Source organism: Acidocella sp. (assembly GCF_013044125.1).
Classification (GTDB): Bacteria; Pseudomonadota; Alphaproteobacteria; order Acetobacterales; family Acetobacteraceae; genus Acidocella.
This window is the reverse complement of record NZ_JABEVC010000076.1, coordinates 1-8,124: the sequence shown is the minus strand read 5'-3', so window position 1 is coordinate 8,124 and position 8,124 is coordinate 1. Positions and strand designations below refer to the sequence as shown.

General features: G+C 61.2%; 8 protein-coding genes. 4 read left to right on the top strand and 4 right to left on the bottom strand.

Going from position 1 to position 8,124, the window contains the following annotated elements; translation table 11 throughout:
- From HKL97_RS04700 to glpX, 4 genes are all read left to right on the top strand, one after another.
- Positions 1–986, top strand: a 986-nt coding sequence (locus HKL97_RS04700; RefSeq protein WP_291422957.1) for a dihydroxy-acid dehydratase, incomplete at its 5' end; no start/stop codon positions are given.
- On the top strand, positions 983–1,630 hold the full coding sequence (gene eda / locus HKL97_RS04695; protein ID WP_291422955.1) for a bifunctional 4-hydroxy-2-oxoglutarate aldolase/2-dehydro-3-deoxy-phosphogluconate aldolase: 648 nt from the start codon (positions 983–985) through the stop codon (positions 1,628–1,630). The genes HKL97_RS04700 and eda, both read left to right, overlap by 4 nt.
- Entirely contained in the window at positions 1,623–3,203 is a 1,581-nt protein-coding gene (gene pgi, locus HKL97_RS04690) for a glucose-6-phosphate isomerase (protein ID WP_291422953.1), read from the top strand. The genes eda and pgi overlap by 8 nt, the downstream gene beginning before the upstream one ends.
- Entirely contained in the window at positions 3,200–4,183 is a 984-nt protein-coding gene (glpX, locus tag HKL97_RS04685) for a class II fructose-bisphosphatase (protein ID WP_291422951.1), read from the top strand. Before pgi ends, glpX begins: the two co-directional genes overlap by 4 nt.
- A gap of 52 nt (positions 4,184–4,235) precedes the next feature.
- Here the strand turns inward: glpX and HKL97_RS04680 are convergent, their stop codons facing one another.
- The 4 genes from HKL97_RS04680 to HKL97_RS04665 form a co-directional block, all read right to left on the bottom strand.
- A complete protein-coding gene (locus HKL97_RS04680; RefSeq protein WP_291422949.1) occupies positions 4,236–6,449 on the bottom strand; it encodes an Orn/Lys/Arg decarboxylase N-terminal domain-containing protein in 2,214 nt (737 codons plus the stop codon).
- A gap of 70 nt (positions 6,450–6,519) precedes the next feature.
- Positions 6,520–7,224, bottom strand: a complete 705-nt coding sequence (gene hisM, locus HKL97_RS04675) for a histidine ABC transporter permease HisM (RefSeq protein ID WP_291422947.1) — start codon at positions 7,222–7,224, stop codon at positions 6,520–6,522.
- Positions 7,221–7,931: an ABC transporter permease gene (locus tag HKL97_RS04670; protein ID WP_291422945.1), complete on the bottom strand. Its 711-nt coding sequence runs from the start codon at positions 7,929–7,931 to the stop codon at positions 7,221–7,223. The genes hisM and HKL97_RS04670 overlap by 4 nt, the downstream gene beginning before the upstream one ends.
- Before the next feature lie 60 nt (positions 7,932–7,991).
- Positions 7,992–8,124 (bottom strand): transporter substrate-binding domain-containing protein (locus HKL97_RS04665; RefSeq protein WP_291422637.1); only part of this gene is annotated, 133 nt, incomplete at its 5' end.

Here is an 8,124-nt window from a genome sequence, read left to right as displayed (position 1 = left end):
GCCTAATCCTGGACGAACGCGCGTTCGTGAACGGCATCGTGGGCCTGCACGCCACCGGCGGCTCGACCAACCACACGCTGCATCTCGTCGCGATGGCGGCGGCGGCCGGCATCACCCTCACCTGGGATGATTTCTCCGATCTGGCCGAGGTCACGCCGCTGCTGGCGCGCATCTACCCCAACGGCTCGGCCGATGTGAATCATTTCCACGCCGCCGGCGGCACCGGATTTGTGATCCGGGAGCTGCTTTCCGCCGGTTTGCTGCATGAGGATGTGCGCACCGTGGCGGGCAGCGGCCTTGGGGCCTATGCCGCGGAGCCGAAGCTGGTGGATGGGCAAGTTGCGTGGTTCCCCGCACCCGAGGCCAGCGGCAATGCCAGTGTGCTGCGCGGCGTGGCCGATCCCTTCCAGCCCACTGGCGGGTTGCGCGTGCTCGACGGCGCGCTCGGCCGCGCGGTCATCAAAACCTCCGCGGTAAAGCCGGAGCGGCATATCATTGAGGCTCCCGCGAAGATCTTTCATTCGCAGGAAGAGGTCCAGGCAGCCTTCAAGGCGGGCGAGCTGAACCAGGACACAGTGGTCGTCGTGCGCTTTCAGGGGCCGAAGGCCAATGGCATGCCCGAGTTGCATAAGCTGATGCCGCCGCTGGGGGTGTTGCAGGACAAGGGCTACCGCGTGGCGCTGGTGACCGATGGCCGGCTTTCCGGCGCCTCCGGCAAGGTGCCCGCCGCGATCCATGTCACCCCGGAAGCCGCCGATGGCGGGGCCATCGGCAAGCTGCGCGATGGTGACATGATCCGCGTGGACGGCACCAACGGCCATCTCACCATTCTGGTGCCGCCTGATGTATGGGCCGCGCGCACACTGGCAACCGCCGATCTTTCCGCCAACCATTACGGTACCGGGCGCGACCTGTTCGCCGCCTTCCGCCACGCTGTCAGCACCGCCGATACGGGTGCGAGCATTTTCACAAAGGGCCTCGCATGAAACTCGAAACCATTTTGCGCGCCGCACCGGTTATCCCGGTCGTCATCATCGACCATCTCTCGCAGGCGGTGCCGCTCGCGCGCGCGCTCGTCGCCGGTGGATTGCCTGTCATTGAGATCACCTTGCGCACCGCCGTGGGGCTGGAGGCCATCCGCGCCATCGCGGCGGAGGTGCCCGATGCCATTGTTGGCGCCGGCACCGTGCTGAGCGGCGAACAGTTTGAAAAAACCGTGGCTGCGGGCGCGAAATTCGCAGTCTCCCCCGGCGCCACCGAGACCCTGCTCAACGCCGTGGCCGGGGCGCAGGTCAAACTGCTGCCCGGTATCGCCACGGCTTCGGAGGCGATGCGGCTGATCGAGCGCGGCTATGAGTTCGCCAAGCTCTTCCCCGCTGAAGCCTCCGGCGGGGCGGCGTTTTTGTCGTCCATCGCCTCGCCGCTGCCGCAGCTCAAATTCTGCCCGACCGGGGGTATCACGCCTGAGTCCGCGCCCCGGTATCTGAAGCTGCCCAACGTGGTCTGCATCGGCGGTTCCTGGATGGTGAGCCGCGCGATGATCGCCGCCGGAGACTGGAGCGGGATCACCGCCGCCGCTGCCCAGGCCGCGGCGTTGGATATCCACCGGGGAGGCGGCGCGCATGGATAAACTCTGGGCCCAGCTGGCGGCCGCGGCACAGGAGAGCCCCACCCTGCGCGCGTTGTTCGCGCAAAACCCCAGCCGGTTCGCTGAATTTTCCGCCGGGCTGGATGATCTGCTGCTCGACTATTCCAAAACCGGGTTGACGGAGACAACCCGCGCGCTGCTGCTGCAACTCGCCGAGGCAACCCAGGTTGCGCAGAAGCGCGATGCGATGTTCGCGGGGGAGAAGATAAACACCACCGAGAACCGTGCGGTGCTGCATACGGCTCTGCGCAACATCTCCAATTCGCCGGTGAATGTGGACGGCGCGGATGTGATGCCGGAGGTGAACAAAACCCTGGCAGCTTTGTTCCAATTTGCCGAAGGCGTCCGCACGGGGGAAATCTCCGCCGCTGATGGCGGCGCGTTCAGCGATGTCATCAACATCGGCATCGGCGGCTCAGACCTCGGCCCGGCCATGGTTACCGGCGCGCTGGCGCCGTATCATGATGGCCCGCGCGTGCATTTCGTCTCAAATGTGGATGGCGCGCATCTGGCCGATACCATCCGCACGCTTGATCCCGCGCGCACGCTCATCATCGTCGCCTCGAAAACCTTCACCACCATCGAGACCATGACCAACGCCCATTCGGCACGGCAATGGATTGTGGAGGCGCTGGGCGAGCAAGCGGTGGCGCGGCATTTCGCCGCGGTGTCAACAGCCCTCGACAAGGGCGCGGTGTTCGGGATTCTACCCGAGCGGACCTTTGGATTCTGGGACTGGGTGGGCGGGCGCTATTCCATCTGGTCGGCCATCGGCCTGCCGGTGATGCTGGCCATCGGCCCGGAAAACTTTCGCGAATTCCTCGCGGGTGCGCATGAGATGGACCAGCATTTCCGCACCGCGCCCTTTGCTAGCAACCTGCCCGTGCTGCTCGCCCTCACCGGCATATGGCACCGCAACATCTGCGGCTACGCGGCGCGCGCGGTGTTGCCGTATGATCAGCGTCTCGCGCGCTTCCCGGCGTATCTGCAGCAGCTGGACATGGAGTCCAACGGCAAGCGCGTGCGCAAGGACGGCAGCGCGGTGACGCAGGCCACCGGTCCGCTCGTATGGGGCGAGCCCGGCACCAACGGCCAGCATGCCTTCTACCAGCTTCTGCACCAGGGCACCGCAGTTATTCCTTGCGAATTCCTCATCGCGGCGCAGGGGCATGAACCGGCCATGCGCGAGCACCATAATCTGCTCATCGCCAACTGCCTGGCGCAAACGCGCGCCTTGATGCTCGGCCGCACGCTGGAGGAAGCCCATGGCAACCCGCACCGCGTGTTCCCCGGCAACCGCCCCTCGGTCACCCTCGCCTATAACAAGCTGACCCCGCGCACGCTGGGGCGGCTTATCGCATTATACGAGCACCGCGTGTTCGTTGAAGCCGCCATCTGGGATATCAACGCCTTCGATCAATGGGGCGTAGAACTCGGCAAGGAACTTGCCACCGGGCTGCTGCCCATCGTCGCCAGCGGCCGGCCAGACGAAAGTGCCGATTCCTCAACCGCAGGGCTTGTTCTGCACCTTACCAAAAAGGACACCGCGCCATGAAAAAAACCAACCCCACAGTATGGGACAGAAACCTGGCGCTTGAGCTGGTGCGCGTGACCGAGGCCGCCGCCATCGCGGCTTCAAGCTGGATCGGCCGCGGCAAAAAGAACGAAGCCGACGGCGCGGCGGTGGAGGCGATGCGCAAGGCGTTTGACACCGTGGCGATCTCGGGCACCGTGGTCATCGGCGAAGGGGAAATGGACGAGGCGCCGATGCTCTTCATCGGCGAGAAAGTCGGTTGCGGCGGCCCGGCGATGGACATTGCCGTGGACCCTCTGGAAGGCACTGAAATCGCCGCCAAGGGCGCGCCCAACGCGCTCGCCGTGGTCGCGCTCGCCGAGCATGGCAATTTTCTGCATGCGCCGGATGTGTATATGGACAAGATCGCCGTCGGCCCCGGTCTGCCGGAAGGCATCATCTCCCTCGCGGCGCCGGTGGCTGAGAACCTGCGCAACCTCGCGCAGGCAAAGCGTTGCGAGATTGCGGACCTGATGGTGTGCATCCTGGAGCGTGAGCGCCACCAGGAGATCATCGCCCGCTGCCGCGAGGCTGGCGCGCGGATCACCCTGATCGGCGAAGGCGATGTGGCGGGCGTGATCGCCGCCTCCCAACCGGAGACAGGCATCGACATGTATCTCGGCTCAGGCGGCGCGCCGGAGGGCGTTCTGGCCGCGGCCGCGCTGCGCTGCACCGGCGGGCAAATGCAGGGGCGGCTTCTCTTCGAAGACCAGGCGCAGATAGAGCGGGCAAGAACCATGGGCATTACCGACCCCAGCCGCATCTACAGCATGACCGAGATGGCCAAGGGTGACGTGATGTTCGCGGCGACCGGCATCACCTCCGGCCAGATGCTGCGCGGCGTGCAGCGCTTTGGCCATGGCGCCAAAACGCATTCCATCGTGATGCGCAGCAAGTCCGGCACGGTGCGCTTCATTGAGGCGCATCACAACTTCCAGAGAAAAACCTGGGGCAACGACTAAAAACACCCCAGGGTTCACGCCGCCTGCCGCGCGCAGGCGGCCCGGCATGGCCTTAAGCCTGACCTTCCGGCAGGACCACGCAATCGAGCCGGTAGGTGCCATCGGGTGCTTTGCGCGCGCCGTGGATATCGGTCTCAAAGCCGGGAAACTGCCGGTCCCAGGATTCCGCAAAGCGCAGATACGCGATGATGGCCGGCAGGGTGACGCGCTCGCCCGGAAAAATGAGCGGAATTCCTGGCGGGTAAGGCACCACCATGCGCGCCAGGATCCGCCCTTCCAAATCGTCCAGGCCAACCTGCTCGATGCGATTGCCAACCAGGGCCGCGTGCGCCATTTGCGGCGTCATCGCGGGTTCCGGCAGATCCGCGAACATTGCACTCTGCAAAGCCAGAACATCGCCTTTTTGATAAGCCTCATGCTGGGCGGCACAGAGTTCAGCCAGACCCATGCGCTCATAATGTTCAGGTGCTGCGCGCACCAGCTCGGGCAAAACATCAGCAAGCGGCGTGTTGGCCTGATAATGCGCGCGGAAGGCCAGAAGCTCGGTGATGAGGTTGCTCCATTTGCCGCGTGAAACACCGAGCGTGAAAAGGATGAGGAAATGGTAGATGCCGATTTTCTCGACCACGATGCCGCGCGACCATAAAAATTTTGCAACGATGGGCGCTGGAATTCCCGGTGCGTCCGCGCCCTCCCCACCCAATCCAGGGCACAGAATTGTCACCTTGATCGGGTCGAGCAAGGTGAAATTATCGGTGATATCCGTAAAACCATGCCAGGAATCGCCTGGTTTCAGCGTCCAGTCTTCCTGCGCCAACCCGGCGTTTTCAGGCTCCCACAGCCGGAACCACCAATCTCCGGCCCGGCCCGACTCTGCGCCAAGCCGGGCGATGCCGGCCCGAAAATCCGCCGCCTCGTGCAGGGTTTCATCAACCAGGCTGCGCCCGGCGGCGCCACGCATCATGCGCGCGGCAACATCGCAAGAGGCAATAATACCATACCAAGGCGAGGTGCTAGAATGCATCATGAAAGCTTCGTTGAAGCGATCGGGATCGAGCCGGACTTCGGTCCCTTCCTTGATATGGATCATCGATGCCTGCGAGAAAGCCGCAAGAACCTTGTGGGTTGATTGGGTAGAGAAAACCAGAGGTGCCACAGGCGCGGCTGTATCGCTCATCGCATAGAAGCTGCTGTAAAACTCATGGAATTTTGCTTGCGCCAGCCAGGCTTCGTCGAAATGAATCGCCTTTGTGATGGGCGCGAGAGCTGCCTTGACGACATCAGTGTTGACGCACAGACCATCATAAGTTGAGTTCGTAATCGTGGCGACGCTGAGCCGCGCTCCCGGCGGCAACCGTGCCGCGAGGGCCTCGGCATCAAATTGCGCGCGCGGGATCGGGCCGATGATGCCATAGGCGTTACGGCTGGGGCGCAGATAAATCGGTTGTGCTCCGGTCATGATCAGCGCATGCACGAGTGATTTATGGCAGTTACGGTCAACCAGAACATAATCGCCAGGGCCGACGAGACCGGACCAGATGATTTTATTGGCGCTCGATGTACCGTTGGTTACAAAAAAGCTTGTGTCAGCGCCAAAGCTTTGGGCCGCCTCGCGCTCGGCCTCACGCACCGGGCCGGAATGATCAAGCAGGGATCCAAGCTCCGGAACTGAAACGGAAAGATCCGCCCGCAGCGTGTTCTCGCCAAAAAACCGGTGGAACGCCTGCCCGACAGGCGAGCGCATGAAGGCAACGCCGCCACCGTGCCCTGGGGTATGCCAGGAATATTTCGCGGCATCGGTATAGCGGACAAGTGCCTTGAAAAACGGTGGCAGCATCGCATCGACATAACGATGAATGGCGCTTGACACATAGCCGGCGATGAAGCTCGGCGTATCATCGTGCAGGTAGAGATAGCCGTCGATACGGCTCATCAAATGGGTCGGCAAATCCTCCTGCATGCGCTGTTCGCCATAGAGAAAAATCGGCAGATCGGGCGCGCGCGCGAGGGCGAGATCCAGCAGAGTTGTCAGCGCCTCGATCAATGCGTCGCGCGTCGCGAAACCATCAATTGCGATCAGCACCGCCGAGAGGCCCGTATAAAGAACCCGGCCGGCACTGGCATCAGCGATGGTGATCCCGGTCAGCACCCGATGGTTGCGTGCCTCGAACGCGGCCACGAGCGCGCTGACGACACGGCCAACCGTCGTCGGCGCGCCAAAGGCTTCATCAACGATAGCGATGGGATAATCTATGAACTCTCTCATTGTGCGGGGATAAACTCCGTGCAGCCCTGGCGACGCGAACGGCCGCCTGGAAAAAGATGGAAAACGCGGCTTATGGCTTCAAAAACGCCAAGAAATGCCCTTCGGCTTTGCGGAATCCAAAAATCAGCGTGAAGGAAATGCACAGATAGATCAGCGCCACCGTCGCAAAAGATGCGAATGGGTTATATGTCGCCGCATAAGCATCGTTGGCAACTTTCAACAGGTCCGGAACGGTTGCGGTGAAAGCCAGCGTGGTGGCGTGCAGCATCAGGATCACCTCGTTGCTATACACGGGCAGCGCACGGCGCAGCGCCGAGGGAATGATGATCCGCCGGTACAGCGTGAACTGCGACATACCGAGCGAACGCGCTGCCTCAACCTCGCCGAAGGATGTATCGCGGATCGCCCCGGCGAAAATCTCCGTGGTATATGCGCCGGTATTCAGCGCAAAGGCGAGTAGCGTACAGTCAATCCCCTGCTTGAAGAAAGCCGCAAGCGGCGGGGAATTACGGACAAAGTCCAGACCATAAAAGCCAGTGTAGATGATTAGCAACTGCACATACAGCGGCGTACCGCGGATCACGAAAGTATAGAGCCACACAGGCCCCCAGACCAGCGGATTACGCGCATTGCGCAAAATCGCCAACGGCAGCGCAATGCAAAATCCCACTGAACATGAGATCAACAGAAGCCAAAGCGTCATGGCCAGGCCGGTGATATGATAGCCATCGGTGTACAGGAACTCGCGGCCGAAATTTTGAATAATATAGATCACAGCACAGCCTTCCTTACGCCGACCGCGTATTTGCGCTCCAGCAGCATTAGCACGCCGTTGGAAAAAGTGGTCAAAAGTAAATAAACAAGCCCCGCAATACTCATAAAATAGAACGTGCGGAACGTACCTTCGCCGGCATATTGCGCGGCCTTGATGATGTCCGAAAGCCCGATCAGCGAGACCAGCGCTGTGGCTTTAAGGATCACCTGCCAGTTATTCGCGAGGCCGGGCAGCGCATAGCGCATCATCTGCGGAAACAGGATGCGGCGGAATACCAGAAATGGCTTCATCCCGAACGCCCTTGCAGCTTCCAACTGGCCTCTCGGCACGGCCATGAACGCGCCACGAAAGGTTTCAGTAAAATATGCACCATAAATGAAACCAAGCGTAATCACACCACTGGTGAAGGGGTCTAAGCTTACCTCAAAATCAATACTGTTCTGGATGCTGTCTAAATAATCCGTGGCATCATTGAGCCAAATCTGCAACGAATAGAAAATCAGCAGCATCAACACCAGGTCCGGCACGCCACGAATGATCGTGGTGTAGATCGTCGCCAATCCACGCAGAAACCGGCTTTTTGAAAGTTTTGCCGAAGCACCGAGCAGACCAATGACAAACGACACCAAGAGCGAGAGCAATGAAAGCTCGACCGTAACAATGGTTCCCCGAAAAATCTGTGGTCCATAACCTGCAAGGTTGAACATCGTCATCCTTTATCATCAAGAGAAGCCTGGCCCCGCGCTAACACGGGGCCAGGCACTGACTCACTTTGCCGGATTGGCGCCGTAGACGTCAAAGTTAAAATAATGCGACTCAATCTTCTTGTAAGTTCCGTTCGCGATGATCGCCGCGATCGCCGAATCGATCTTCTTCAACAGTTCAGGCTCATTCTTGCGT